This window comes from Maribellus luteus (assembly GCF_003576475.1).
Classification (GTDB): Bacteria; Bacteroidota; Bacteroidia; order Bacteroidales; family Prolixibacteraceae; genus Draconibacterium; species Draconibacterium luteum.
Map to the genome: position 1 here is coordinate 1 of NZ_QWGR01000325.1, position 507 is coordinate 507.

The 507-nt window shown below is 66.5% G+C and carries 1 protein-coding gene; it reads right to left on the minus strand.

Translation table 11 applies throughout. From position 1 onward, the window contains the following. The coding region (locus D1614_RS29090) for a stimulus-sensing domain-containing protein (RefSeq protein WP_175579334.1) at positions 1-507 on the minus strand (507 nt) is incomplete at both ends.

The following is a 507-nucleotide window of genomic DNA, read 5'->3' on the forward strand; positions in this document are numbered from 1 at the left end:
GGACGCGCTCGGCGCTGTCGGCGAGGCGGCGCATCGGACCGGCGATGGTGCTTGCGAGCAGCAGCGACAGCAGGATCATCACGCCCGACGCGATGCCGAACACTTTGAGGATCGCGAGCCGCTCGTTGGTCACCAGCTGGTCGATGTCGTCGCCCTGGGTCGAGAGCATCAGCGCGCCATGCACCGCGCGGAAGCGCTGCACCGGCACCGACACCGAGACGATCACTTCGCCGCGGTCGTTGATCCGCACCATGCTGCCCTTGCGGCCGTCGAGCGCCTGCTGGACTTCCTGATAGCCGTTGCCGTTTTCCGGTCCCAACTCGCGATACAGCGGCAGGTCGCCGCGGTTGAGCCAGGTGCGGATCGCGATCATGGTCTTTTCGGCGAAGCCCGGCTTTTCCGCATTGGGCGGTGCCAGTTCAAAGCGCATCACGTCGCCGCGGCCGTAAAGATTGCGGCTGTCGAGCACCAGCACGCCCTCGCGATCGTAAATCCGCGCGCGGGTCT